The sequence below is a fragment of the Leifsonia sp. Root4 genome (genome assembly GCF_001425085.1).
GTDB lineage: Bacteria > Actinomycetota > Actinomycetes > Actinomycetales > Microbacteriaceae > Microterricola.
Window position 1 is genome coordinate 732,136 of record NZ_LMDN01000001.1, and the last position, 22,381, is coordinate 754,516.

32 protein-coding genes are annotated in these 22,381 nt (G+C 64.0%); 2 read left to right on the forward strand and 30 right to left on the reverse strand.

The window, feature by feature from the left end:
• Positions 1 to 64 precede the first annotated feature (64 nt).
• The 24 genes from ptsP to rpsJ form a co-directional block, all read right to left on the reverse strand.
• A complete protein-coding gene (gene ptsP, locus ASC66_RS03400) occupies positions 65 to 1,747 on the reverse strand; it encodes a phosphoenolpyruvate--protein phosphotransferase (protein WP_055834623.1) in 1,683 nt (560 codons plus the stop codon).
• A 94-nt stretch (positions 1,748 to 1,841) separates the two neighbouring features.
• Positions 1,842 to 2,693, reverse strand: coding sequence for a type I methionyl aminopeptidase (gene map / locus ASC66_RS03405; RefSeq protein ID WP_055834626.1), 852 nt, complete (start codon positions 2,691 to 2,693; stop codon positions 1,842 to 1,844).
• An 8-nt stretch (positions 2,694 to 2,701) separates the two neighbouring features.
• Positions 2,702 to 3,346 (reverse strand): adenylate kinase, encoded by a 645-nt coding sequence (locus ASC66_RS03410; RefSeq protein WP_055834628.1) that lies wholly within the window; start codon positions 3,344 to 3,346, stop codon positions 2,702 to 2,704.
• Positions 3,343 to 4,665 carry a preprotein translocase subunit SecY gene (gene secY / locus ASC66_RS03415; protein WP_055834630.1) on the reverse strand — a complete coding sequence of 441 codons (1,323 nt, stop codon included), beginning with the start codon at positions 4,663 to 4,665 and terminating at the stop codon, positions 3,343 to 3,345. The genes ASC66_RS03410 and secY overlap by 4 nt, the downstream gene beginning before the upstream one ends.
• A 124-nt stretch (positions 4,666 to 4,789) precedes the next feature.
• Positions 4,790 to 5,398, reverse strand: a complete 609-nt coding sequence (gene rplO, locus ASC66_RS03420; protein WP_082491977.1) for a 50S ribosomal protein L15 — start codon at positions 5,396 to 5,398, stop codon at positions 4,790 to 4,792.
• On the reverse strand, positions 5,398 to 5,583 hold the full coding sequence (gene rpmD, locus ASC66_RS03425) for a 50S ribosomal protein L30 (protein WP_047405444.1): 186 nt from the start codon (positions 5,581 to 5,583) through the stop codon (positions 5,398 to 5,400). The genes rplO and rpmD overlap by 1 nt, the downstream gene beginning before the upstream one ends.
• Positions 5,583 to 6,254 carry a 30S ribosomal protein S5 gene (gene rpsE / locus ASC66_RS03430; protein WP_055834633.1) on the reverse strand — a complete coding sequence of 224 codons (672 nt, stop codon included), beginning with the start codon at positions 6,252 to 6,254 and terminating at the stop codon, positions 5,583 to 5,585. The genes rpmD and rpsE overlap by 1 nt, the downstream gene beginning before the upstream one ends.
• Positions 6,255 to 6,277: 23 nt before the next feature.
• Positions 6,278 to 6,649, reverse strand: coding sequence for a 50S ribosomal protein L18 (gene rplR, locus ASC66_RS03435; RefSeq protein ID WP_055834636.1), 372 nt, complete (start codon positions 6,647 to 6,649; stop codon positions 6,278 to 6,280).
• Positions 6,650 to 6,651: 2 nt separating this feature from the next.
• A complete protein-coding gene (gene rplF, locus ASC66_RS03440; RefSeq protein WP_055834639.1) occupies positions 6,652 to 7,188 on the reverse strand; it encodes a 50S ribosomal protein L6 in 537 nt (178 codons plus the stop codon).
• 6 nt (positions 7,189 to 7,194) lie between these two features.
• Entirely contained in the window at positions 7,195 to 7,593 is a 399-nt protein-coding gene (gene rpsH, locus ASC66_RS03445) for a 30S ribosomal protein S8 (protein ID WP_055834642.1), read from the reverse strand.
• Between the two features lie 139 nt (positions 7,594 to 7,732).
• Positions 7,733 to 8,311 (reverse strand): 50S ribosomal protein L5, encoded by a 579-nt coding sequence (gene rplE / locus ASC66_RS03450; RefSeq protein ID WP_055834645.1) that lies wholly within the window; start codon positions 8,309 to 8,311, stop codon positions 7,733 to 7,735.
• Positions 8,311 to 8,670, reverse strand: coding sequence for a 50S ribosomal protein L24 (gene rplX, locus ASC66_RS03455; RefSeq protein ID WP_055834648.1), 360 nt, complete (start codon positions 8,668 to 8,670; stop codon positions 8,311 to 8,313). Before rplX ends, rplE begins: the two co-directional genes overlap by 1 nt.
• Before the next feature lie 3 nt (positions 8,671 to 8,673).
• Complete coding sequence (gene rplN, locus ASC66_RS03460; protein WP_047405432.1) at positions 8,674 to 9,042, reverse strand: 50S ribosomal protein L14; 369 nt, start codon at positions 9,040 to 9,042, stop codon at positions 8,674 to 8,676.
• A gap of 34 nt (positions 9,043 to 9,076) precedes the next feature.
• The gene (gene rpsQ, locus ASC66_RS03465; protein ID WP_055834650.1) at positions 9,077 to 9,382 is read right to left on the reverse strand and encodes a 30S ribosomal protein S17; all 306 of its coding nucleotides are present in this window, start codon (positions 9,380 to 9,382) and stop codon (positions 9,077 to 9,079) included.
• Between the two features lie 2 nt (positions 9,383 to 9,384).
• Complete coding sequence (gene rpmC, locus ASC66_RS18530; protein WP_055834655.1) at positions 9,385 to 9,705, reverse strand: 50S ribosomal protein L29; 321 nt, start codon at positions 9,703 to 9,705, stop codon at positions 9,385 to 9,387.
• On the reverse strand, positions 9,705 to 10,124 hold the full coding sequence (gene rplP / locus ASC66_RS03475) for a 50S ribosomal protein L16 (protein WP_055834658.1): 420 nt from the start codon (positions 10,122 to 10,124) through the stop codon (positions 9,705 to 9,707). Before rplP ends, rpmC begins: the two co-directional genes overlap by 1 nt.
• A 2-nt stretch (positions 10,125 to 10,126) precedes the next feature.
• Complete coding sequence (rpsC, locus tag ASC66_RS03480) at positions 10,127 to 10,882, reverse strand: 30S ribosomal protein S3 (RefSeq protein WP_055834662.1); 756 nt, start codon at positions 10,880 to 10,882, stop codon at positions 10,127 to 10,129.
• Positions 10,882 to 11,247, reverse strand: a complete 366-nt coding sequence (gene rplV / locus ASC66_RS03485) for a 50S ribosomal protein L22 (protein WP_055834663.1) — start codon at positions 11,245 to 11,247, stop codon at positions 10,882 to 10,884. The genes rpsC and rplV overlap by 1 nt, the downstream gene beginning before the upstream one ends.
• A gap of 26 nt (positions 11,248 to 11,273) precedes the next feature.
• Positions 11,274 to 11,555, reverse strand: a complete 282-nt coding sequence (gene rpsS / locus ASC66_RS03490) for a 30S ribosomal protein S19 (RefSeq protein WP_047405419.1) — start codon at positions 11,553 to 11,555, stop codon at positions 11,274 to 11,276.
• 12 nt (positions 11,556 to 11,567) lie between these two features.
• Positions 11,568 to 12,407: a 50S ribosomal protein L2 gene (rplB, locus tag ASC66_RS03495; RefSeq protein WP_055834666.1), complete on the reverse strand. Its 840-nt coding sequence runs from the start codon at positions 12,405 to 12,407 to the stop codon at positions 11,568 to 11,570.
• A gap of 16 nt (positions 12,408 to 12,423) precedes the next feature.
• Positions 12,424 to 12,726, reverse strand: a complete 303-nt coding sequence (gene rplW, locus ASC66_RS03500) for a 50S ribosomal protein L23 (protein ID WP_055834670.1) — start codon at positions 12,724 to 12,726, stop codon at positions 12,424 to 12,426.
• A complete protein-coding gene (rplD, locus tag ASC66_RS03505; protein ID WP_055834672.1) occupies positions 12,723 to 13,382 on the reverse strand; it encodes a 50S ribosomal protein L4 in 660 nt (219 codons plus the stop codon). The genes rplW and rplD overlap by 4 nt, the downstream gene beginning before the upstream one ends.
• 4 nt (positions 13,383 to 13,386) lie before the next feature.
• Positions 13,387 to 14,046 carry a 50S ribosomal protein L3 gene (gene rplC / locus ASC66_RS03510; protein ID WP_055834676.1) on the reverse strand — a complete coding sequence of 220 codons (660 nt, stop codon included), beginning with the start codon at positions 14,044 to 14,046 and terminating at the stop codon, positions 13,387 to 13,389.
• A 10-nt stretch (positions 14,047 to 14,056) separates the two neighbouring features.
• Positions 14,057 to 14,365, reverse strand: a complete 309-nt coding sequence (rpsJ, locus tag ASC66_RS03515) for a 30S ribosomal protein S10 (protein WP_005050520.1) — start codon at positions 14,363 to 14,365, stop codon at positions 14,057 to 14,059.
• A 652-nt stretch (positions 14,366 to 15,017) separates the two neighbouring features.
• On the opposite strand from rpsJ, the gene ASC66_RS03520 reads away from it, so the two are divergent.
• On the forward strand, positions 15,018 to 16,013 hold the full coding sequence (locus ASC66_RS03520) for a hypothetical protein (protein ID WP_055834679.1): 996 nt from the start codon (positions 15,018 to 15,020) through the stop codon (positions 16,011 to 16,013).
• Between the two features lie 55 nt (positions 16,014 to 16,068).
• Here the strand turns inward: ASC66_RS03520 and ASC66_RS03525 are convergent, their stop codons facing one another.
• Both ASC66_RS03525 and ASC66_RS03530 read right to left on the reverse strand, forming a co-directional pair.
• The gene (locus ASC66_RS03525) at positions 16,069 to 16,797 is read right to left on the reverse strand and encodes a YoaK family protein (RefSeq protein WP_055834682.1); all 729 of its coding nucleotides are present in this window, start codon (positions 16,795 to 16,797) and stop codon (positions 16,069 to 16,071) included.
• A 104-nt stretch (positions 16,798 to 16,901) separates the two neighbouring features.
• Positions 16,902 to 17,084, reverse strand: coding sequence for an antitoxin (locus tag ASC66_RS03530; protein WP_055834686.1), 183 nt, complete (start codon positions 17,082 to 17,084; stop codon positions 16,902 to 16,904).
• Between the two features lie 175 nt (positions 17,085 to 17,259).
• Here ASC66_RS03530 and ASC66_RS03535 point away from each other — a divergent pair, with 175 nt between their 5' ends.
• On the forward strand, positions 17,260 to 17,667 hold the full coding sequence (locus ASC66_RS03535) for an OsmC family protein (RefSeq protein ID WP_055836288.1): 408 nt from the start codon (positions 17,260 to 17,262) through the stop codon (positions 17,665 to 17,667).
• Between the two features lie 154 nt (positions 17,668 to 17,821).
• Here the strand turns inward: ASC66_RS03535 and tuf are convergent, their stop codons facing one another.
• The 4 genes from tuf to rpsL all read right to left on the reverse strand — a co-directional run bounded on the left by tuf (position 17,822) and on the right by rpsL (position 22,177).
• Positions 17,822 to 19,015: an elongation factor Tu gene (gene tuf / locus ASC66_RS03540; protein WP_055834689.1), complete on the reverse strand. Its 1,194-nt coding sequence runs from the start codon at positions 19,013 to 19,015 to the stop codon at positions 17,822 to 17,824.
• 112 nt (positions 19,016 to 19,127) lie between these two features.
• The gene (gene fusA, locus ASC66_RS03545) at positions 19,128 to 21,242 is read right to left on the reverse strand and encodes an elongation factor G (RefSeq protein WP_055834692.1); all 2,115 of its coding nucleotides are present in this window, start codon (positions 21,240 to 21,242) and stop codon (positions 19,128 to 19,130) included.
• Between the two features lie 90 nt (positions 21,243 to 21,332).
• Entirely contained in the window at positions 21,333 to 21,803 is a 471-nt protein-coding gene (rpsG, locus tag ASC66_RS03550) for a 30S ribosomal protein S7 (RefSeq protein WP_047405385.1), read from the reverse strand.
• Positions 21,803 to 22,177, reverse strand: a complete 375-nt coding sequence (gene rpsL, locus ASC66_RS03555) for a 30S ribosomal protein S12 (protein WP_047405383.1) — start codon at positions 22,175 to 22,177, stop codon at positions 21,803 to 21,805. Before rpsL ends, rpsG begins: the two co-directional genes overlap by 1 nt.
• Between the last annotated feature and the right edge of the window lie 204 nt (positions 22,178 to 22,381).

The window sequence follows — 22,381 nt, forward strand, 5'->3', positions numbered from 1 at the left end:
CGTGCACAAAACACCAAGGGTCAATCTTATGGGATGAACACCGTTTTTGCCAACTCAGGCTGTATCATTCGTGACTGTTGGGCGTGCTGAGGCCGGCGGCGAGAGCCTTGACGGACGCGTGCGCCTCTGCGGCTCCGACCGCAGCAAGGGCGGCATCCGCCATCGCGGTGGCCTGGGCCGCATCGAAACGCAGCAGCGACGCTCGCACGTCGGCGATCGCGGCCGACGACATCGAGAGGCTCGTCGCTCCGAGCCCGACGAGCACGACGGCCAGCAACGGGTCGGCCGCCGCCTCGCCGCAGATGCCCACCGGCTTGCCGAGGGCCCTGCCCGCGGCGCCGACCTCGGAGATCAAGCGGAGCACTGCCGGGTTCCACGGGCTCTGCAGCGCGGCGACACTGCCGAGCAGGCGGTCGGCGGCGGTCGTGTACTGGGTGAGATCGTTGGTGCCGATCGATGCGAAGTCGGTCGTCGGCAGCATCCGGTCGGCCAGCAGCGCCGCCGATGGCACCTCGATCATGACCCCAGCCGTTCGGATTCCGTGCTCGCGCGCGAGCGCCGTGAAGTACTCGGCCTCCTCGACCGTTGCGACCATCGGCGCCATCACCCAGAGTTCGGCGTTCGTGGCGGCATCGGCCGCCGCGAGTGCGGTGAGCTGGTCGCGCAGGATCTGCTCATGAGCACGCAGCGAGCGGATGCCGCGCAGCCCGAGCGCCGGGTTGTCCTCGTGGTCACCGTCTCCGTGCAGGAACGCCAGCGGCTTGTCTGCGCCGGCGTCGAGCACACGGACGACGACCTTCTTGCCGTCGAAGGCCTGCAGCAGGCGGGTGTACTCGGCCTGCTGCTCCGCGACCGTCGGCGCGTTCGTTGCCTCGAGGAACAGGAACTCGGTGCGGAACAGTCCGACGCCCTCAGCGCCCGCGGCCAGGGCACCGGCCGCTCCCGCGGACGAACCGAGGTTCGCGAGCAGTGGGACGGGGGTGCCGTCGGCCAACGCCCCCGGAGTGAGTGGGGCCGCACGACGCGTCGCGCGTTCGGCCAGCCGCGCCTCGGCCTCACGCCGTTCGGCCGCCGTCGGTCCGATCACGAGCACGTCGTTCTCGGCATCGACGATGACCTCGTCGTCATCGCTCAGCGCGCTCGCGCCCTCGGCCGCGACGATGGCGACGATGGCCTTGTCCCTGGCGAGGATCGCGGTGTGCGAGGTCGGGCCGCCGCCGATCGTGACGAGGGCGAGCACCTGCTCGAGGTCGAGCGTCGCGGTGTCGGCGGGGGCCAGGTCGCGCGCCACGAGCACAAAGGGGTGGCCGGGGTGCGGGACACCGGGGGCCTGAACCCCGAGGATCTCCGCGACGACACGCTGCGAGACGTCATCGACGTCGACCGCGCGCTCCGCCATGTAGCCGCCGAGCGCCACGAGCTGGGCACGGTAGGCGGCGTAGGCCTCATGCACGGCTCGTTCCGCGGTCTTGCCCGATGCGATCCGGGCGCTGACATCGCTCTCGAGCATGGGATCCTCTGCGAACATCGCCTGTGCCTCGAGCACCTCGGATGCCGCTCCGCCGGCGAGCCCGCCGCGACGGCGCAGCTCTGCGGCCACGGCACGGAGCGCTCGCTCGGCACGCTGCCCCTCGGCATCCGCACCGATCGCGCTCGGAACGTCGAGAGGCTCGGGCAGCGGGTCTGGCATGCGCACCACCGGCCCGATGGCGATTCCGCTGCCGATGCCTGTTCCGCTCACCTGCATGGGAACGCTCCCCCGGCTCGACATCCTCTGTGTGCACACATCACGAGTGACCTCCAGTGCTGAGCTGCTGTCGAGAACACCCTAGCCGCTGAGCTCAGGGGATGGGAACGGGCGTCACGCCCAACGGGGCCAGCTGCGCGGCTCCGCCATCGACAGCCGTGAGCACCCAGATGCCGCCACTGTGCACGGCAACGCTGTGTTCCCAGTGGGCGGCGTCGCCGCCGTCCTCCGTGGTGACGGTCCATTCGTCGTCCTGGGTGAAGGTGTCGATGTCGCCCGCGACGACCATCGGCTCGATGGCCACGACCAGGCCGGCCTTCACCTCGGGACCCTTCTGCCGCACACGGTAGTTGAACACCGGCGGCTCCTCGTGCATGCTGCGCCCGATGCCGTGACCGATGTAGTCGGTGAGGATCCCGTACGGCTCGTCAGAGCCGGGTGCCGGGTTGGCCTCGACGTAGCCCTGCACGGAGTCACCGACCTCGTTGAGGTGCCGGGCCCGTGCGAGCCGGGCGATGCCGTGCCAGAGCGACTGCTCCGTGACATCGCTGAGGTGCTGACGGGCCGCGACGAGCTCGGGGCGCGACGGGTCGGGAACGACGACGGTGAACGCGGAGTCACCGCTCCATCCGGCAACATCTGCCCCGCCGTCGACGGAGACGATATCACCGGGTTCGAGCGGGCGTGTGCTCGGGATCCCGTGCACGACATCGGCGTTCACCGAGATGCACAGGGTGTGGCGGTAGCCGGGAACGAGCTGGAAGTTCGAAACGCCACCAGCCGCGATGATCGCGGCCTCTGCGATGCCATCGAGCTCGAGAGGCGTGATGCCGGGCCGGATGTTGCTGCGAACGGCGGCCAGGCCGGCCGCGGTCACGAGACCGGGCGCGACCATCTGCCGGAGTTCGGCTGGCGACTTGTAGATCGACGTGCGCCGAAAACCCATCGAGTGGCCTAAGACGCGGCGGCGACGTCGGAGTCGGCTTCGCCGATCCCCGCGGCCTGCAGCGCTGCGCTAATGCGGTCGCCGACCTCATCGACGTTGCCGAGGCCGTCGACGTCGATCAGCAGGCCACGCTCACGGAAGACCTCCACCAGCGGAGCGGTCTCGCGGGCGTACACCTCCTGGCGGTGCCGGATGGCTTCCTCGGTGTCATCGGCGCGACCCTGCTCGAGCGCACGCTTGGAGAGACGCGCGATGATCTCTTCCTGGTCGGCGACGAGGCGGATGACGGCCTCGAGCGGCTGGCCCTTCTTCGCCAGGAGCTCGTCCAGGTAGCGCACCTGGTCGATCGTGCGCGGGTAACCATCGAGCAGGAAGCCGTTGGCGGCATCCTCTTCCTCGAGACGGGCAGTCACGATCTCGTTCGTGAGCGAGTCGGGAACGTAGTCACCGGCATCGACGATCGCCTTCACGCGCAGGCCGAGTTCCGTGCCGTTCTTGATGTGGAAGCGGAAGATGTCTCCGGTCGAGACGTCGGGGATGCCGAACGTCTCGCCGATGCGCTTGGCCTGAGTTCCTTTGCCCGCGCCGGGAGGACCGACGATCAGGAGGCGTGCGCCTCGGGCGATGTTGCGTTCTGCGGCGGTTTTGCTCATCGCAGCAACCCTTCGTAGTGACGCTGCTGCAGCTGCGAGTCGATCTGCTTGACCGTCTCGAGACCAACACCAACGATGATCAAGATGGAGGCGCCGCCGAACGGGAAGTTCTGATCGGCACCGACCGCAGAGAACGCGACCAGCGGCAGCAGGGCGATGACACCCAGGTAGAGAGAGCCGGGGAGCGTGATGCGGGTGAGTACATAGTCGAGGTACTCGGCGGTGGGCCGGCCGGCACGGATGCCGGGGATGAAGCCACCGTACTTCTTCATGTTGTCTGCGACCTCTTCAGGGTTGAAGGTGATCGCGACGTAGAAGTAGGTGAATCCGACGATGAGCAGGAAGTACAAGATCATGTACAGCGGCTGCCCGCCGCCGGTGAGGTTCGCGGTCACCCACAGCACCCAGGGCTGCGGCTCTTGGCCGGGAGCCGGCTGGTTGAACTGGGCGATCAGCGCGGGCAGGTAGAGCAGGGACGACGCGAAGATCACGGGGATGACGCCGGCCATGTTGACCTTGATCGGAATGTAGGTGTTGTTGCCGCCGTAGGTGCGGCGACCGACCATGCGTTTCGCGTACTGCACCGGGATCCTGCGCTGCGATTGCTCGACGAACACGACAGCGGCGACGACGACGAGGCCGACGGCGATCACAATGGCGAGCGTGTCCCAGCCCTTGGCGGACGCGATGCGTCCGAGGGACGCCGGGAACATGGCTGCGATCGAGGTGAAGATCAGCAGCGACATGCCGTTGCCGACGCCGCGCTCCGTGATGAGCTCGCCCATCCACATGATGACACCGGTACCGGCGGTCATGGTGAGCACCATCAGCATGATCGCGTACCAGGCGTCGTTGGTCAGCAGCTGCGTGCAGGCAGGGTTGCCCGAGCTGCCGAAGAGCGCACCACTGCGGGCGACGGTGATCAGCGTGGTGGACTGCAGGACCGCGAGGGCGATCGTGAGGTAGCGGGTGTACTGCGTCAGCGTTGACTGACCCGCCTGACCCTCCTTGTAGAGGGTCTCAAAGTGAGGGATGACCACGCGCAGCAGCTGCACGATGATCGAGGCCGTGATGTACGGCATGATGCCCAGCGCGAAGATGGAGAGCTGGAGGAGGGCTCCACCGCTGAACAGGTTGACGAGCTCATAGAGGCCCGAGGTGTCGGAGTTGGCTGCCAGACACTGCTGCACGCTGTCGAAATCGACAAACGGGGCGGGGATGAACGAGCCCAGTCTGAAGAGGGCAACCATGCCCAAGGTGAAGCCGATCTTCTTCCGAAGGTCGGGCGTGCGGAAAATCCGCGCGATCGCGCTAAACACAAGGCCTCCTGTAATTCCGTGAAGAATCAGTCACTGCTCTCACACCCACTGTGTGAATCGAGCCTGCCGGGCCCCCACGAATACTACGCGAGGTCCCGACAGGCTCGTTACAACTACTGGTGTACTAGTTGATTGATCCGCCAGCGGCGACAATCTTAGCCTCGGCGGAGCCGGAGACCTTGTCGACCGTTACGTTCAGTTTAACCGCAATGTCGCCATCGCCGAGAACCTTGACCTTTTCGTTGTTGCGCACCGCACCCTTGGCGACGAGGTCGCTGATGGTGACGTCTCCACCGGTGGGGTAGAGCTCGGCGAGCTTGTCCAGGTTCACGACCTGGTACTCAACGCGGAACGGGTTCTTGAATCCGCGGAGCTTCGGGGTGCGCATGTGCAGAGGCATCTGCCCACCCTCGAAGCCGATGCGGACCTGGTAGCGCGCCTTGGTTCCCTTGGTTCCACGGCCAGCCGTCTTACCCTTGGAGCCTTCACCGCGGCCAACACGGGTGCGGTCCTTCTTCGCACCGGGAGCCGGGCGAAGGTGGTGCACCTTGAGGACCTGCTCGCGCGCCTCGCCAGCCTCGGCCTTGACGGCCTTGGCCTTTGCGGGCGCCTTTGCGGGCGCCTTCTCGGCTGCAGCCTTGGCCGGAGCCTTGGTTGCTGCCTTAGCCGTGGTTGCCTTCTTAGGGGCAGCCTTGACGGCTTCCTTCTCTGCTGTTTCCTTGGCTTCAGCCATTAGTCAATCTCCTCGACCTTGACAAGGTGAGCGACAGTGTTGACGTAGCCGCGGTTCTGCGGGGTGTCTTCACGAACGACAACGTCACCGATGCGCTTGAGTCCCAGGCTGCGAAGCGTGTCGCGCTGGTTCTGCTTCTCACTAACTTTGGACTTGATCTGCGTAACCTTGAGCTGCGCGGCCATTAGGCACCTGCCTTCGCTGCTGCGGCAGCCTCGGCTGCCTGAGCCTCGGCACGCAACAGACGGGCCGGGGCGACCTCGTCGTAGGGGAGCCCACGACGAGCGGCAACGGCACGAGGTTCCTCGAGCTGCTGCAGGGCTGCGACGGTTGCGTGCACGATGTTGATCGTGTTCGACGAACCGAGCGACTTGCTCAGCACGTCGTGGATGCCTGCACACTCGAGCACGGCGCGAACCGGGCCACCGGCGATAACACCGGTACCGGCAGCGGCCGGACGAAGCAGAACGACACCGGCTGCGGCCTCACCCTGGACGGGGTGCGGGATGGTGCTGCCGACGCGGGGAACGCGGAAGAAGTTCTTCTTGGCCTCTTCGACGCCCTTGGAGATAGCGGTCGGCACCTCGCGGGCCTTGCCATAACCAACACCGACGAGTCCGTTGCCGTCGCCGACGACGACGAGAGCGGTGAAGCTGAAGCGACGACCACCCTTGACGACCTTCGACACGCGGTTGATGGTGACAACGCGCTCCAGGAACTGGCTCTTCTCGGCGTCGCGGCCTCCGCGATCGCCGCGGTTGGGGTTGCGCTCACGGCCACCGCGACGAGCTTCACGCTCGTTCTGTGCGGGTGCCGTCGATGCAGCGGTCTCCACCGGTGCCTCTACAACAGCCACCTCTTGCTCCTTAGTAATCTCGCTCACAGCTTGAGCCCTGCCTCTCGCGCTCCATCAGCGACAGCGGCTACGCGACCCGCGTACTTGCTGCCACCACGGTCAAAAACGACGGCGTCGATGCCAGCAGCCTGTGCACGCTCGGCGACGAGTGCGCCGATCTTGCGTGCCTTGGCCGTCTTGTCACCGTCGAAGGTACGCAGGTCTGCTTCCATGGTGGAAGCGGAAGCCAGCGTGTGGCCCTTGCTGTCGTCCACAACCTGTACGAATACGTGGCGTGCTGAACGGTTGACGACGAGGCGCGGACGAACCGCGGTGCCCTCGATCTTCTTGCGAAGTCGGGTGTGGCGACGTGTGCGCGCAGCCGACTTGCTCTTTCCTCTGGTTCCGAGACCCATGGTTACTTACCAGCCTTTCCGGCCTTACGACGGACAACCTCGCCGGCGTAGCGGATGCCCTTGCCCTTGTAGGGCTCCGGCTTCTTGATCTTGCGGATGTTGGCGGCAACCTCACCGACGGCCTGCTTGTCGATGCCAGCAACGGTGAGCTTGGTGTTGCCCTCGACCGTGAAGGTGATGCCCTCAGGAGCATCAACGGTGACGGGGTGCGAGAAGCCGAGGGCGAACTCGAGCGAGTTGCCCTTCTGCGCGACGCGGTAACCGGTACCGACGATCTCGAGGCCCTTGGAGTAGCCCTGGGTGACGCCGATGATCTGGTTTGCGATCAGCGTGCGGGTGAGGCCGTGCAGCGAACGCGATGCGCGCTCGTCGTCCGGGCGGGTGACGAGAACCTGGTTCTCCTCGACCGTGGCCTGGATCGGGTTGGCGATGACGAGAGCGAGCTCGCCCTTCGGACCCTTGACGGCAACATTCTGACCCGAGATCGTCACGGAGACGCCTGCGGGGATGTCAATGGGGAGTCGACCAATACGTGACATAGGTGATTACCACACGTAGGCGAGGACTTCCCCACCCACGCCCTTCTTCTCGGCCTGGCGGTCGGTGAGCAGACCGCTGGAGGTGGACAGGATGGCAACACCGAGGCCACCGAGGACGGTGGGGATTTCGGTCGACTTTGCGTAAACGCGAAGGCCGGGCTTCGAAACGCGCTTGATGCCAACGATCGAACGCTCGCGGTTGGGGCCGAACTTGAGGCTGAGCGTGAGGGTCTGTCCGACCTTCGCGTCGGTGACCTCGAAGCCGGAGATGTAACCCTCGCGCTTGAGGATCTCGGCAATGTGCGACTTGAGCTTGCTGTGCGGCATGGCCACGGTGTCGTGGTACGCAGAGTTAGCGTTGCGCAGTCTGGTCAGCATATCTGCGACCGGATCTGTCATCGTCATAGGATGCATTTCCTTCATTCACCAGGTTTCGACGCCCTTTACAAGAGTGCCGACCTGTGGTGCGAGAGCACGCGCGGATGCGTGTGCCCGGTAATCGGTTGGCCCGCTGCAAGCGCAACGAGCCAACCGATTGATACTACTAGGAGTTTTCGGCCGTCTTGAACGGGAAGCCGAGCGCCTTGAGCAGCGCGCGACCCTGTTCGTCGTTCTTGGCAGTCGTCACAACAGTGATGTCCATGCCGCGAACGCGGTCGATCTTGTCCTGGTCGATCTCGTGGAACATAACCTGCTCGGTCAGACCGAAGGTGTAGTTTCCATTGCCATCGAACTGCTTGTCCGACAGGCCGCGGAAGTCGCGGATACGGGGCAGCGCGAGCGAAAGCGTGCGGTCGAGGAACTCCCACATGCGGTCGCCACGCAGCGTGACGTGGGCGCCGATGGGCTGACCCTCACGCAGCTTGAACTGAGCGATCGACTTGCGCGCCTTGTTGATCTGCGGCTTCTGGCCGGTGATCTTGGTCAGGTCGGAAACAGCGCCGTCGATGATCTTGCCATCGCGGGCCGCCTCACCGACACCCATGTTCACGACGATCTTGACGAGACCCGGAACCTGGTGCACGTTCGTCAGGCCGAGGTCGGCCTTCAGCTGTGCAGAGAGTTCACTCTGGTACTTCGCCTTGAGACGCGGCTGGATTTTGCCAGTAGCGATGTCAGTCATTAGAGGTCCTTACCTGACTTCTTTGCGTAACGAACGCGGACCGTCTTGGTGACGCCGTCCTTCGTTACCTCTTCGTTGCGGAAGCCGACTCGCGTGGGCTTCTTGGTCTCGGGGTCAACGAGAGCAACGTTGGAGACGTGAATCGATGCCTCGTGCTGCTCGATGCCACCGGTCTTGGTGCCGCCCTGAGTCTGGCCGACGCGAACGTGCTTGGTGACAAAGTTGACACCCTCCACGATCACGCGGTTCTTCTCAACGAGGACCTGGAGGACCTTGCCCTGCTTGCCGCGGTCGCCGCCCTTTTCCTGACGACGGCCGGTGATGACCTCTACGAGGTCACCCTTCTTGATGTTCGCCATGACTTAGATAACCTCCGGTGCCAGCGAGATGATCTTCATGAACTTCTTGTCGCGAAGTTCACGGCCGACCGGTCCGAAGATACGGGTACCGCGGGGGTCACCGTCGTTCTTCAGGATTACAGCGGCGTTCTCATCGAACTTGATGTACGAACCGTCGGGACGACGGGTCTGCTTTTTGACGCGAACGACGACAGCCTTGACGACGTCGCCCTTCTTGACGTTGCCGCCAGGAATTGCGTCCTTGACGGTGGCAACGATGACGTCACCGATGCCGGCGTAACGACGGCCGGAGCCACCGAGAACGCGAATGGTGAGCAGCTCTTTGGCGCCCGTGTTATCGGCGACCTTGAGCCGTGATTCTTGCTGAAGCACTTCTAACTCCTTCTACGAAGCAAGCCCGGGGGGCTTACTTGGCCTTCTCGAGGATCTCGACCAGGCGCCAGCGCTTGGAAGCGCTGAGAGGGCGGGTCTCGCTGATGAGAACGAGGTCGCCAATGCCTGCGGCGTTGAGCTCGTCGTGAGCCTTCACCTTGGAGGTACGGCGGATGACCTTGCCGTACAGAGGGTGCTTCACGCGGTCTTCGACCTCAACGACGATGGTCTTTTCCATCTTGTCGCTGGTGACGTAGCCACGACGGGTCTTGCGGTAGCCGCGGACGAGTTCAGCCGTCTCGGCGACCTCGGCTGCAGCAGCCTTCTTGGTCTCAGCCATGACTAGGCCTCCTTCGTCTCTTCAGCCGAAGGAGCCTCGACGGCGTCCTTCTTGGCCTTCGTCTTCTTCTCAGCCTTGGCGGGAACCTCGACCGGTGCGGGCGTGGCACGAATGCCCAGCTCACGCTCACGGAGAACCGTGTAGATACGAGCGATGTCGCGCTTGACGGCGCGCAGGCGGCCGTGGCTCTCGAGCTGACCGGTGGCGGACTGGAAGCGCAGGTTGAACAGCTCTTCCTTGGCCTTCTTCAGCTCGTCAACGAGACGCTCGTCTTCAAATGTGTCGAGCTCGACGGCTGCGAGCTCCTTGGTACCGATCGCCATTATGCGTCACCCTCTTCGCGCTTGATGATTCGTGCCTTGAGGGGCAGCTTGTGGATTGCACGGGTAAGTGCTTCGCGGGCCAGTGCCTCTGGGACACCGGCAACCTCGAAGAGCACGCGACCCGGCTTGACGTTTGCTACCCACCACTCGACGGAACCCTTACCGGAACCCATGCGGGTTTCGGCCGGCTTCTTGGTCAGCGGACGGTCGGGGTAGATGTTGATCCACACCTTTCCGCCACGCTTGATGTGACGCGTCATGGCGATACGAGCGGACTCGATCTGACGGTTGGTCACATAAGCGGGGGTCATCGCCTGGATACCGAACTCACCGAAGGTGACCTTGGTACCACCGGTGGCGTGGCCGCTACGACCCGGGTGGTGCTGCTTACGGTGCTTGACTTTACGTGGAATCAACATGGTTATGCCTCAACTCCTGCTGCAACCGGTGCCTCGGCGCGCGGGGCACGACGGGGACGGTCACTACGCTCGGGGCGCGACGACTTCTGGTTCGCCTGCTCGCGAGCGAGTTCCTTGTTGGTGATGTCGCCCTTGTAGATCCAGACCTTCACGCCGATGCGGCCGAAGGTGGTCTTCGCCTCGTAGAAGCCGTAGTCGATGTTCGCGCGCAGCGTGTGCAGGGGCACACGGCCTTCGCGGTAGAACTCCGAACGGCTCATCTCGGCGCCGCCGAGGCGGCCGGAGACCTGGATGCGAACACCCTTGACTGCTGGGGTGCGCTGGGCGCCCTGCAGGCCCTTACGCATCGCGCGGCGGAAGGCCACACGTGCGGTGAGCTGCTCGGCAATGCCCTGCGCGACGAGCTGAGCGTCGGCCTCGGGGTTCTTGACCTCGAGGATGTTCAGCTGGATCTGCTTCTTCGTGAGCTTCTCGAGGTCGGCGCGGATGCGCTCGGCCTCTGCACCACGACGACCGATCACGATGCCCGGACGGGCGGTGTGAATGTCGACGCGGACGCGGTCACGGGTGCGCTCGATCTCGATGCGCGAAACGCCGGCGCGGTCGAGCGAGGTGCTCAGCAGGCGACGGATCTTGACGTCTTCCGTGACGAAGTCACGGTAACGCTGCCCGGGCTTCGTGCTGTCAGAGAACCAACGCGACACGTGGTCGGTGGTGATTCCCAGACGGAAGCCATAAGGGTTTACTTTCTGACCCATTACTTCGTGCCCTCCTCAGGAGTGGTGAGCACAACAGTGATGTGGCTGGTGCGCTTCAGAATCTGGAATGCGCGGCCCTGTGCACGCGGCTGGAAACGCTTGAGGGTTGCACCCTCATCAACGAATGCCTGCGAGATGTACAGGTCCTGCTCGTCCAGGAATGTGTTCGAGGCGTCTGCCTTGACTCGCGCGTTAGCGATTGCCGAGGCAACCAGCTTGTACACGGGCTCGCTCGCACCCTGGGGTGCGAACTTCAGGATTGCCAAAGCTTCCTGTGCCTGCTTGCCGCGGATCAGGTTGACAACGCGACGAGCCTTCTGGGGGGTGACGCGGATGTGTCGCACGCGTGCGATCGACTCCACCATTTCTTCTCCTCCTTCACGTCACCGCGTTAGCGGCGACGGCCCTTCTTGTCGTCCTTCACGTGACCACGGAAGGTGCGGGTGGGCGCAAACTCGCCGAGCTTGTGCCCGACCATGGTTTCGGTGACGAACACCGGAATGTGCTTGCGACCGTCGTGTACTGCGATGGTGTGTCCCAGCATTGCGGGGATGATCATCGAGCGGCGCGACCAGGTCTTGATCACGTTCTTGTTGTTGGCTTCGTTCGCCGTGATCACCTTGCGGAGCAGGTGGTCATCAACGAAGGGGCCCTTCTTAAGACTGCGTGGCATCTTCTACAACTCCTACTTACGCTTCTTGCCGACGTTGCGTCGACGAACAATGAGCTGGTCGCTGGGAAGGTTGCGCTTGCGCGTGCGGCCTTCCTTCTGGCCCCAGGGGCTGACCGGGTGACGTCCACCGGAGGTCTTACCCTCACCACCACCGTGCGGGTGGTCGACCGGGTTCATGGCGACACCACGCACGGTCGGGCGAACGCCCTTCCAGCGCATACGGCCGGCCTTTCCCCAGTTGATGTTCGACTGCTCGGCGTTGCCGACCTCGCCGATCGTGGCGCGGCAGCGTGCGTCGACGTTGCGGATTTCGCCCGACGGCAGACGAAGCTGCGCGTAGGGGCCATCCTTGGCGACGAGACGAACCGATGCACCGGCCGAGCGGGCCATCTTGGCGCCGCCACCGGGGCGGAGCTCGATAGCGTGAATCACGGTACCGGTGGGGATGTTCTTCAGCGGCAGGTTGTTGCCGGGCTTGATGTCAGCGCCGGGACCCGACTCGACAATGTCACCCTGCGACAGCTTGTTCGGCGCAATGATGTAGCGCTTCGTGCCGTCGACGTAGTGCAGAAGAGCAATACGTGCGGTGCGGTTGGGGTCGTACTCGATGTGAGCGACCTTCGCGTTGATGCCGTCCTTGTCGTTACGACGGAAGTCGATGACACGGTACTGGCGCTTGTGGCCACCACCGATGTGACGGGTCGTGATGCGTCCCTGGTTGTTACGGCCACCGGTCTTGGGCAGCGGGCGCAGCAGCGACTTCTCGGGGGTCGAGCGGGTGATCTCTGCGAAGTCCGCAACAGAAGATCCGCGACGACCCGGGGTCGTGGGCTTGTACTTACGAATAGCCATGTTTTTCCTCTGCTCCCTAGCCGACAGCCGTGAAGATGTCGATGGAACCGGACTTGAGCGTGACAATGGCACGCTTGGTGTCCTTGCGCTTGCCCATGCCGAACTTGGTGCGGCGGGTCTTGCCCTGACGGTTCAGGGTGTTGATGGACGCGACCTCGACGTTGAAGATCTTCTCGATGGCGAGCTTGATCTCGGTCTTGTTCGAGCGCGGGTCGACGACAAAGGTGTACTTGCCCTGGTCGATCAGTCCGTAGCTCTTCTCGGAAACGACCGGAGCGATGATGACGTCGCGAGGGTCCTTGTTCTGAGTGGCGCTCATGCGGAGACCTCTTCCTTCTTGCTCTTCGAAGCGATGAACGCCTCGAGTGCAGCCTTGGTGAAGACGATGTCGTCAGAGACGAGCACGTCGTAGGCGTTCAGCTGGTCGGCCGGCAGCACGTGCACGGACGGGATGTTGCGCACGGCCTTGGCGCTCTGCTCGTCACCACGCTCGAGCACGATGAGAACGTGCTTCGAGGTCGAGATGGTCGAGAGGTACGCCAGTGCGGCCTGCGTGTTCGGGGTCTCGCCAAGGACGAGAGTCTCGACAGCGTGCAGACGGCTTCCACGAGCGCGGTCCGAGAGCGAGCCGAGCAGAGCAGCGGCAATCATCTTCTTCGGGGTGCGCTGCTCGTAGTTACGAGGCGTCGGGCCGTGGACAATGCCACCACCGGTCATGTGAGGGGCACGGATCGAGCCCTGACGAGCGCGACCGGTTCCCTTCTGCTTGAACGGCTTGCGGCCTGCACCAGAAACCTCGCCGCGACCCTTGGTCTTGTGCGTGCCCTGGCGTGCGGCAGCGAGCTGCGCGACAACGACCTGGTGGATGAGCGGAACGTTCGTCGGAACGTCGAAGAGCTCGGCGGGAAGCTCAATCGAGCCTGCCTTCTTGCCCTTTACGTCGAGAACGTCAATGGTGTTGGTAGCTGTAGCCATCTGGTTACGCCCCCTTCACTGCGTTGCGAACGAAAACGAGACGGCCGCGAGCACCGGGAACGGCGCCCTTGACCAGCAGGAGGCCCTTCTCGGCGTCAACCGAGTGCACCTTGAGGTTGAGCACGGTCACGCGCTCTCCACCCATACGACCGGCCATGCGCATGCCCTTGAAGACACGGCTCGGGGTCGACGAAGCACCGATGGAACCGGGCTTGCGGTGGTTGCGGTGGGCACCGTGCGAAGCGGAGACACCCTTGAAGTTGTGACGCTTCATGACACCGGCGAAGCCCTTGCCCTTGGAGGTGCCCATGACGTCGACCAGCTGGCCGGCCTCGAAGACACCGTCAACGGTGAGCTCCTGGCCCGCGCTGTAGTCAGCGGCATCCGCGGTGCGGACCTCGGTGACGTGACGGCGGGGCGTGACGCCAGCCTTCTCGAAGTGACCCGCGGCAGGCTTGTTCACCTTGCGGGGATCGATCTGACCGGACGCGATCTGGACGGCGAGGTAGCCGTCGGTCTCGACGTTGCGAACCTGGGTGACCACGTTCGGTGCGATTTCGATGACGGTAACGGGAACGAGCTTGTTGTTCTCGTCCCAGACCTGGGTCATGCCGAGCTTCGTGCCGAGCAGTCCCTTGGAGGTCTTCGTATCTGCGTAAGACATCCCGGCCCCCTTAGAGCTTGATCTCGATGTTGACGTCTGCCGGCAGGTCGAGACGCATAAGCGAGTCGACGGCCTTGGGCGTCGGGTCGATGATGTCGATCAGACGCTTGTGGGTGCGCATTTCAAAGTGCTCCCGGCTGTCCTTGTACTTGTGAGGAGAACGGATGACACACACCACGTTCTTCTCGGTCGGAAGCGGTACCGGGCCAACAACGGTGGCACCAGCACGGGTGACCGTGTCAACGATCTTGCGAGCCGAGGTATCGATGACCTCGTGGTCGTAAGACTTAAGTCGAATGCGGATCTTCTGTCCCGCCATGTCTGACTCTCTCTCTGTCAAGGCGTCTTACATCCGGTTGGCTGCATTGGACGCCGTCGTAGTACTTCGTAAGTCGCACCACTATTTATCTGTCAATCGGGCGGTTCGGGGCCGAAGCCCGCTCCCACCCACATCGCTTCCCCGCTCAGGCCGAGGCCGTCACAGCACAGAGCGAGGCTCTGTGCTGAAGGTTGTGATGAAGTGTGTTCTGCTCCCCGCGGCCTAGCCCGATCCGGCTCACCAGAGGTGATGACGCGGATGAAACTATGCACTGCCTGGCAGTGATTCCGTCACCGTGCGAGGCACGCGCGACAGAAATGTTGAACTGGACAAGTTTGCCATAGATCCGGGGTAACTGCAACCCGGGCGTGTCGCGTCGGCGTGGCGCCCGTCCGGCCCGTGATTCCGGGCATCAGCGGCGCTCGGAGATGCCACGCACACTGGGCGTTTTCACAGCCACTCGCGCGCCAGAAACTGCACCTTCGCGCCAGCACCTCGTGCCGCGAAGCCGCACCTTCTGCAGCGCCTGCGTCCGGGGCCTCTTCGCCCATTGTGCGCGCGGCTGTTGTGCACAGGCTGGGCATCCCCGGCTGCTCTGCACAGCTTCGACGTTCGCGGGCGCCTCGGCGGCGCGAGGGCTCAGGATGGCGACATGAAGACCGCATTGAGCGCTCAGTCCCTCGACCTCCTTCGCATTGCGCCCGCGCTTCTCCTCGCAGCTGAGTACAACGCGCTCGGTGCTGTGCGCGGCCAGCTTGCTCGAGAAGTCGCAGCCGGACGGCTGATCAGGCTACGACGCGGCCTCTATGCGAGGCGCACGGTTTGGGACGAACTCAGCGCCACCGAGCGTTACCAAGCCCTCGTGCTCGGCGTCGCGCGCACGAGCGGACAGGTCCCAGTGCTGTCGCACGCCTCAGCAGCTGTCATACACGGGCTGCCAGTCGTCGGCCGCTGGCCCACGGAGGTGCATCAGCTGATCAGTCCCAGAGCCGGCGGGAGGTCGACGCCGGATCGCATTCGTCATGCCGCCGAGCTCGATGGCGCCGACATTGTCGAGCGCGACGGGCTGGTGCTCACCGGCCTCGCGCGAACGCTTATCGACCTCGCGCGCAGCGCCTCCGCTTTCACCGCGGTGGCGAGCATCGATGCGGCCCTCCACGTTCCCCGCTTCGGCGGCCGCCCTGCGATCACGAGGGCCGAGCTCGACGAGACATTCGAGCGCATGCTGCCGTTCCAGCGATCGGCTCGCGCACGTGGACTCCTCGACTTCGGTGACGGACGCGCCGAGTCGGTGAGCGAATCGAACAGCCGGGTCACCATGGCGCGGATCGGAGTGCCACAGCCGGAGCTCCAGCATCATTGGGTGATCGACGGCGAGCACTACGACAGCGACTTCTACTGGCCTCATGTCGATGCAATCGGTGAATCTGACGGCCGGGGCAAGTACACAGACCCCCGTCTGCTCGGAGCGCGGGATCCGCGCGACATCGTCTACGCGGAGAAGCTCCGTGAGGACGCCTTGCGCCGCGAGGCTCGTGCGTTCACCCGCTGGGACTACGAGCTCGGCATGAGCACGGTGCGGTTGTCGGCTCGGCTCGCTCGCATCGGCGTCGTGCCGGAGCGTGCGCCACGGCTCATCGGGCGTTGAGCGCGGTAGAAACCACGCACCCGCGCCAGACAGTCGGGGCGCGAAACTGTCGCTTCTACCGCGTTGCCGCGAGCGAGGCCGCCTCGCGCCGACGGGCGAAGTGCAACAGCGCGACGCAGCCGAGCATGACCGCTCCCGCGACGAACAGCGGCACGGCTCCGTGGTCGGTGGCGCGGATGATGAGCGCGCCGAGTGCGCCTCCCCCGCCCATCGCCACGACGGCGAGCACGCGGCGGCGCCACTTGTCGCCCGTGCCGCCGGCGAGGTGACTGTCGATCGCGAGATTGGCGAGGGTACTCGTGACCACGATCGTGCTGACATCCGAGATGCCCGTCGCCCGCACGCTCGCCGCCTGCGCACCCATCACAATCGCGAGCACCGCGGTCACGGGCACCAGCGTGGCCTCGTCCAGCGTGCCGACGGCGAGCCAGAAGCCGGCCAGGGCGAGGGTGAGCACGGCTCCGCCGAGCAGAACGACGAGGTTCGCGGTCGGCAGCCGGGAGTCGTGGCTGCGCCGGCGCAGGATGCGAGCGGCGACGAAGGCGCCGACCAGGAAGCCGAGCAGCGCGATGAGGTTGTTCAGCAGCGGGATGCCGCCCTCCCCCGTGAGCGCGAAGCCGATGAAGAGCACGTTGCCGGTCATGTTGCCGGTGAAGACCCGGTCCAGCGCGAGGTAGCTGACCGCGTCGACGACGCCCGTGGCAAGGGTGAGCAGCAACAGGGCTGGCAGATAGAGCCGATCCGCACTCCGCTTGTCGAGTGGTGAGCGCACTGCATCCGTCATTCCGACCTCCATTCACACTGTAGCGAAGCCGGCAGCCCAGGCATGAAAAGCGGGCCGGGCGACTGCCCGACCCGCTTCCCTTCGGGCATCTGCCCAAGAAACCCCTACTCGTTGCCGACGGCTCCGTCTGCCGCGTCACGCGCGGTGTCGACGTGCTCAGCGAACTTGTCGCCAGTGACCTTGTTGGCGAGGCCGGCCGCCCCGTCGAGCAGCTGGTCGCTGATGCCTTCAGCGTGCTCGCTCTTCAGGAAATCCTTGGCCTGGTTGGTCAGATCTTCGATACCCATGTGTTGCCCCTCTGGTCACTGCGCGCGAGCCGAGCGGCACGCCCACCCTCATTGTGGTGTCAGCGCGCTGACACCTGCAAGAGCTGTGGCGGTTTCCGGCGAGGGCGGGCCACAATGAATGATGAGCGAAATCGCACCACAGCCAACACCGTCCACCCACGCAGGACCGGGCAGCGTGAGCGCGACCCGTACGGGCCCGCGCAGCTACATCGGCCGCAACGCGCGCGGGAGTGAGGTGCTGATCGGACCGGCGGAGCTGGCGGGCCACTTCACGCCAGGAGAGCTCTTGAAGCTGGCCCTGGCCGGTTGCGCCGGCATGAGCTCCGATCGCGTCACCGCTCGGCGGCTGGGTGATGACTACCGTGCCACCGTGTGGGCGCATGGCGTCGCCGACCCCAACGAGGAGCGGTACCGTGCCATCGCGGAGGAGATCCTGCTCGAGCTCGACGGCCTGGACGAGTCGGATGTCGCCACGCTGCGCACAATCATCGGCAAGTCGATCGATCGCGCGTGCACAGTGGGCCGGAGCGTTGTCGGCAGCATCGACGTCAGCACGACCGTCAACGGCCACCCCGCGCACTGAGGGGTTTCGACCCTTCGACAGGCTCGGGGCGGCGCAGGCTCAACCAACGGAGCTGGTGCTCAGGCAACCGAGCTGGTGCTCAACCAACGGAGCCGTTAAAGCCTGAAGGGGCCGAGCCATAAGGCTCGACCCCTTCAGAGATCAGTAGTTGAAACTACTTGATGATCTTGACAACCGTGCCGGCGCCAACGGTGCGGCCACCCTCACGGATGGCGAAGCCGAGGCCCTCTTCCATGGCGATCGGCTGGATCAGCGTGACCGTCATGTCGGTGGTGTCGCCGGGCATGACCATCTCGGTGCCCTCGGGCAGCGTGATGACGCCGGTGACGTCGGTGGTACGGAAGTAGAACTGCGGGCGGTAGTTCGCGTAGAACGGGTTGTGACGGCCACCCTCATCCTTGGAAAGGATGTAGGCGGTGCCCTCGAAGTCGGTGTGCGGCGTAACCGAACCCGGCTTGACGATGACCTGGCCGCGCTCGACGTCTTCGCGCTTGGTGCCACGAAGAAGAAGACCACAGTTCTCGCCGGCCCATGCCTCGTCGAGCTGCTTGTGGAACATCTCGATACCAGTGACCGTGGTCTTGACGGTCGGGCGGATGCCGACGATCTCAACCTCGGAGTTGATAGCGAGCGTGCCACGCTCGGCGCGGCCGGTGACGACCGTTCCACGACCGGTGATCGTGAAGACGTCCTCAACGGGCATGAGGAACGGCTTGTCGCGGTCACGCACGGGGTCAGGGATGTGCTCGTCGGCAGCAGCCATGAGCTCAACGATGGAGTCAACCCACTTCTCGTCGCCCTCGAGAGCCTTGAGGCCCGAGACGCGAACGACGGGAGCCTCGTCGCCATCGAAGCCCTGGCTGGAGAGGAGCTCGCGAACCTCGAGCTCAACGAGCTCAAGGATCTCTTCGTCGTCAACCATGTCGGACTTGTTCAGCGCGACCATGAGGTACGGCACGCCGACCTGCTTGGCGAGAAGAACGTGCTCACGGGTCTGAGCCATCGGGCCGTCGGTAGCGGCAACCACGAGGATCGCGCCGTCCATCTGGGCAGCACCGGTGATCATGTTCTTGATGTAGTCAGCGTGACCCGGGGCGTCAACGTGCGCGTAGTGGCGCTTCGGGGTCTCGTACTCAACGTGCGAGATGTTGATCGTGATGCCGCGCTGGCGCTCCTCGGGAGCGGAGTCGATCGACGCGAAGTCGCGCTGAACGTTGGTTGCAGACGGGAACTTGTCCGCCAGAACCTTCGAGATCGCTGCGGTGAGCGTGGTCTTGCCGTGGTCGACGTGACCGATCGTTCCGATGTTGACGTGCGGCTTGGTCCGCTCGAACTTGGCCTTAGCCACTGGGGTCCTCCTCAGGACTTGAGTAGAAGCCCCGGTCGCTGGATTGCGACCGGTTCTCTACGGTGATTGTTTTGTTATGTTACGCGAACCGGGCGGCTCGCACTAACAGGGGCTATTCGCCCTTGTTCTTTGCCACGATCTCGTCGGCAACAGCCTTCGGGACCTCGGCGTAGCTCTCGAAGGTCATCGAGTACACGGCGCGACCAGAGGTCTTCGACCGCAGGTCACCGATGTAACCGAACATCTCCGACAGCGGAACATTGGCGCGAATAACCTTCACACCGCTTGCGTCCTCCATGGACTGGATCTGACCGCGACGCGAGTTCAGGTCGCCGATGACATCACCCATGTATTCCTCAGGGGTGCGCACCTCGACGGCCATGAGCGGCTCGAGCAGAACCGGGTTTGCCTTCCGAGCGGCTTCCTTGAAGCCCATCGAGCCGGCAATCTTGAACGCCATCTCCGAGGAGTCGACGTCGTGGGCAGCGCCATCAAGCAGAATCGCCTTGACGCCGACCAACGGGTACCCAGCGAGGATGCCGTACTGCATGGCGTCCTTGAAGCCCGCATCAACCGAGGGGATGTACTCGCGAGGGATGCGGCCACCGGTGACCTTGTTGTCGAACTCGTAGATCTTGTCGGCCGTGACCTCCATCGGCTCGAGGCCGAACTGGATCTTGGCGAACTGACCCGAGCCACCGGTCTGCTTCTTGTGGGTGTAGTCGTGCTTCTCGACAGCCCGCTTGATGGTCTCGCGGTAAGCAACCTGCGGCTTACCGACGTTGGCCTCAACGTTGAACTCGCGCTTCATGCGGTCAACGAGGATATCGAGGTGGAGCTCGCCCATGCCCTTGATGACCGTCTGACCGGTCTCCTGGTTCTGCTCCGTGCGGAACGTCGGGTCTTCTTCGGCGAGCTTCTGGATCGCGGTGCCGAGCTTCTCCTGGTCAGCCTTGGTCTTGGGCTCAATAGCGACCTCAATGACGGGCTCGGGGAAGGTCATCGACTCGAGGACAACCTGGTTGTTCGGGTCACACAGCGTGTCACCCGTGGTGGTGTCCTTGAGGCCGATCACGGCGTAGATGTTGCCGGCGGTCACCGAGTCAACGGGGATCTCCTTGTTGGCGTGCATCTGGAAGATCTTGCCGATGCGCTCCTTCTTGCCCTTGGTCGAGTTGATGACCTGGGCACCGGAGTCGAGGCGACCGGAGTACACGCGCACGTAGGTCAGACGACCGAAGAACGGGTGAACGGCAACCTTGAACGCGAGAGCCGTGAAGGGCTCGGTCGCGTCGGCGTGGCGCATGACGACCTTCTCGAGGTCGCGAGCGTCGTGGGCCTCGATGGCCGGCACGTCGAGCGGCGACGGGAGGTAGTCGATGACGGCGTCGAGCATCGGCTGAACACCGCGGTTCTTGAAGGCAGAGCCACAGAGAACCGGGTAGATCTCGCTGTTGACCGTGAGCTTGCGGATCGCGCCCTTGATCTCGGCGACGGTGAGCTCTTCGCCACCGAAGTAGCGCTCCATCAGTGCGTCGTCGGTCTCAGCAACGGTCTCGAGCAGGAGGGTGCGGTACTCAGCAGCCTTCTCAACGAGGTCGGCCGGGATCTCTTCGATCTCGTACTTGGCGCCCATCTGGACGTCACCCTTGGCGTCTCCGCGCCAGGTGAGTGCGCGCATCTCGACGAGGTCGACAACGCCCTCGAAGCCGGACTCGGAACCGATCGGCAGCTGGATGACCAGCGGCTTGGCGCCGAGGCGCTTGATGATGGTGTCGACGGTGAAGTAGAAGTCAGCGCCCAGCTTGTCCATCTTGTTGACGAAGCAGATGCGGGGAACGTTGTACTTGTCAGCCTGACGCCACACGGTCTCGGACTGGGGCTCAACGCCCTCCTTGCCGTCGAAGACGGCAACGGCGCCATCGAGCACGCGAAGCGAACGCTCGACCTCGACCGTGAAGTCGACGTGGCCGGGGGTGTCGATGATGTTGACCTGGTTCTTGTTCCAGTAGCAGGTCACGGCAGCAGAAGTGATCGTGATGCCACGTTCCTTCTCCTGCTCCATCCAGTCGGTCGTCGAGGCACCGTCGTGGGTCTCACCGATCTTGTGGTTCACACCCGTGTAGAACAGAATGCGCTCTGTCGTGGTGGTCTTACCGGCATCGATGTGAGCCATGATGCCGATGTTGCGGACCTTACTCAGGTCGGTGAGCACGTCTTGTGCCACGGATTTCCTCCGAAAGTTTTGTTTGTGGTGGGGTCGAACGAGGCTCTCGGATGCCGCAGGCGTGAGCCTGCGGCATCCGACAAGCGACTACTACCAGCGGTAGTGTGCGAAGGCCTTGTTCGACTCGGCCATCTTGTGCGTGTCTTCGCGACGCTTGACAGCGGCACCGAGGCCGTTGCTCGCGTCGAGAATCTCGTTGGTGAGGCGCTCGGTCATGGTCTTCTCGCGACGAGCCTTGGCGTAGCTGGTGAGCCAGCGGAGAGCCAGGGTGTTGGCGCGGTGAGGCTTGACCTCGACCGGGACCTGGTAGGTGGAACCACCGACGCGGCGCGAACGGACCTCGAGGGTCGGGCGCACGTTGTCGAGGGCCTTCTTCAGCGTGACAACGGCGTCCTGGCCGTTCTTGGCTGCAACGCCTTCGAGTGCGTCGTACACGATGCGCTCGGCGAGGCCCTTCTTGCCATCAAGAAGAATCTTGTTGACGAGCTGGCTGACGATGGGGGCGCCGTATACCGGGTCTGCTACGACGGGGCGCTTGGGTGCTGGTCCTTTACGAGGCATTACTTCTTGTCCATCTTCGCTCCGTAGCGGCTGCGAGCCTGCTTACGATTCTTAACTGCCTGAGTGTCGAGCGCGCCGCGAACAATCTTGTAGCGCACACCGGGGAGGTCCTTGACACGACCACCGCGAACGAGCACCATCGAGTGCTCCTGGAGGTTGTGGCCCTCACCGGGGATGTAGGCGGTTACTTCGGTGCCGTTGGAGAGCTTGACACGAGCGACCTTGCGGAGCGCGGAGTTCGGCTTCTTCGGGGTGGTGGTGTAAACACGGGTGCAAACACCACGCTGCTGGGGGTTGGCCTTCAGGGCGGGGGCCTTGGTCTTGGTGACCTTCGGCGTACGTCCCTTGCGGACCAACTGCTGAATCGTTGGCACTACTGAGCTCCTTATTTGTGCTGCACGGTGACAGCCTGGTGATTAGCATTCGACACGCTCTTCCTGACTTGCGTCTGGGAGTGTGTGTCGAGTTCATCTGGACCCACCGGCGCCGCTGAGTAGCAGTGCTTTTGGATGGTGGATATGCCGTGGGGGTAACCCGAATTCAGGGTTCCCGCGTGTGTGCCTCAGGCGCCTGGGCTC

Excerpts from the sequence above, each read along its gene's own strand:
- ptsP (WP_055834623.1), bottom strand. The coding sequence starts at position 1,747 with ATGCAGGTGAGCGGAACAGGCATCGGCAGCGGAATCGCCATCGGGCCG.
- map (WP_055834626.1), bottom strand. The coding sequence starts at position 2,693 with ATGGGTTTTCGGCGCACGTCGATCTACAAGTCGCCAGCCGAACTCCGG.
- ASC66_RS03410 (WP_055834628.1), bottom strand. The coding sequence starts at position 3,346 with ATGAGCAAAACCGCCGCAGAACGCAACATCGCCCGAGGCGCACGCCTC.
- rplO (WP_082491977.1), bottom strand. The coding sequence starts at position 5,398 with ATGGCTGAAGCCAAGGAAACAGCAGAGAAGGAAGCCGTCAAGGCTGCC.
- rpmD (WP_047405444.1), bottom strand. The coding sequence starts at position 5,583 with ATGGCCGCGCAGCTCAAGGTTACGCAGATCAAGTCCAAAGTTAGTGAG.
- rplR (WP_055834636.1), bottom strand. The coding sequence starts at position 6,649 with ATGGGTCTCGGAACCAGAGGAAAGAGCAAGTCGGCTGCGCGCACACGT.
- rplF (WP_055834639.1), bottom strand. The coding sequence starts at position 7,188 with ATGTCACGTATTGGTCGACTCCCCATTGACATCCCCGCAGGCGTCTCC.
- rpsH (WP_055834642.1), bottom strand. The coding sequence starts at position 7,593 with ATGACGATGACAGATCCGGTCGCAGATATGCTGACCAGACTGCGCAAC.
- rplE (WP_055834645.1), bottom strand. The coding sequence starts at position 8,311 with ATGACTGACATCGCTACTGGCAAAATCCAGCCGCGTCTCAAGGCGAAG.
- rplX (WP_055834648.1), bottom strand. The coding sequence starts at position 8,670 with ATGGCGAACATCAAGAAGGGTGACCTCGTAGAGGTCATCACCGGCCGT.
- rpsQ (WP_055834650.1), bottom strand. The coding sequence starts at position 9,382 with ATGGCTGAGACCAAGAAGGCTGCTGCAGCCGAGGTCGCCGAGACGGCT.
- rpmC (WP_055834655.1), bottom strand. The coding sequence starts at position 9,705 with ATGGCGATCGGTACCAAGGAGCTCGCAGCCGTCGAGCTCGACACATTT.
- rplP (WP_055834658.1), bottom strand. The coding sequence starts at position 10,124 with ATGTTGATTCCACGTAAAGTCAAGCACCGTAAGCAGCACCACCCGGGT.
- rpsC (WP_055834662.1), bottom strand. The coding sequence starts at position 10,882 with ATGGGTCAGAAAGTAAACCCTTATGGCTTCCGTCTGGGAATCACCACC.
- rplV (WP_055834663.1), bottom strand. The coding sequence starts at position 11,247 with ATGGTGGAGTCGATCGCACGCGTGCGACACATCCGCGTCACCCCCCAG.
- rpsS (WP_047405419.1), bottom strand. The coding sequence starts at position 11,555 with ATGCCACGCAGTCTTAAGAAGGGCCCCTTCGTTGATGACCACCTGCTC.
- rplB (WP_055834666.1), bottom strand. The coding sequence starts at position 12,407 with ATGGCTATTCGTAAGTACAAGCCCACGACCCCGGGTCGTCGCGGATCT.
- rplW (WP_055834670.1), bottom strand. The coding sequence starts at position 12,726 with ATGAGCGCCACTCAGAACAAGGACCCTCGCGACGTCATCATCGCTCCG.
- rplD (WP_055834672.1), bottom strand. The coding sequence starts at position 13,382 with ATGGCTACAGCTACCAACACCATTGACGTTCTCGACGTAAAGGGCAAG.
- rplC (WP_055834676.1), bottom strand. The coding sequence starts at position 14,046 with ATGTCTTACGCAGATACGAAGACCTCCAAGGGACTGCTCGGCACGAAG.
- rpsJ (WP_005050520.1), bottom strand. The coding sequence starts at position 14,365 with ATGGCGGGACAGAAGATCCGCATTCGACTTAAGTCTTACGACCACGAG.
- ASC66_RS03520 (WP_055834679.1), top strand. The coding sequence starts at position 15,018 with ATGAAGACCGCATTGAGCGCTCAGTCCCTCGACCTCCTTCGCATTGCG.
- ASC66_RS03525 (WP_055834682.1), bottom strand. The coding sequence starts at position 16,797 with ATGACGGATGCAGTGCGCTCACCACTCGACAAGCGGAGTGCGGATCGG.
- ASC66_RS03530 (WP_055834686.1), bottom strand. The coding sequence starts at position 17,084 with ATGGGTATCGAAGATCTGACCAACCAGGCCAAGGATTTCCTGAAGAGC.
- rpsG (WP_047405385.1), bottom strand. The coding sequence starts at position 21,803 with ATGCCTCGTAAAGGACCAGCACCCAAGCGCCCCGTCGTAGCAGACCCG.